This window comes from Marinomonas sp. SBI8L, from assembly GCF_001624705.1.
In the GTDB taxonomy this organism is placed as follows: Bacteria; Pseudomonadota; Gammaproteobacteria; order Pseudomonadales; family Marinomonadaceae; genus Marinomonas.
Genome location: NZ_JSEO01000053.1, coordinates 1 through 416, shown reverse-complemented (window position 1 = coordinate 416; position 416 = coordinate 1). Strand labels below are relative to the sequence as shown.

The window sequence follows — 416 nt, the reverse complement described above, 5'->3', positions numbered from 1 at the left end:
TTACCACGGAGTGGTCAATGACTGGGGTGAAGTCGTAACAAGGTAGCCCTAGGGGAACCTGGGGCTGGATCACCTCCTTAAACGATATGAAGCTCTGGTGAGTGTTCACACAAATTATCTGGTAACTCTTTTTAAGACAGGCTTTTTTAAGTCGAAGCAGAAAACGCTAAGCAAGTTGCTGTTTAATCGAAAGATTAAAATAACAGTGCCTGACTTAGCGCTTTGCGCTAAATGCTCTTTAACAATTTAACTTTTTGAATAGATCGAAACAGTAACCTAGTCGTTACTGTTTCAAAGACGATAATCAAGCGTCAAACCGGTGGAAACACACTTTAACCTAGTGTGGTTTCAAATCGTAAATCCAGCGAGACACAAAAGCTCGTTGGTATATAGACCCTTTTGGGTTATATGGTCAA

At 40.9% G+C, this 416-nt stretch carries 1 rRNA gene; it reads left to right on the top strand.

Annotation, left to right across the window (positions count from 1 at the left end):
- Positions 1 to 80, top strand: a 16S ribosomal RNA gene (locus tag OA91_RS23875); the annotation flags it as partial.
- Positions 81 to 416: the final 336 nt, after the last annotated feature.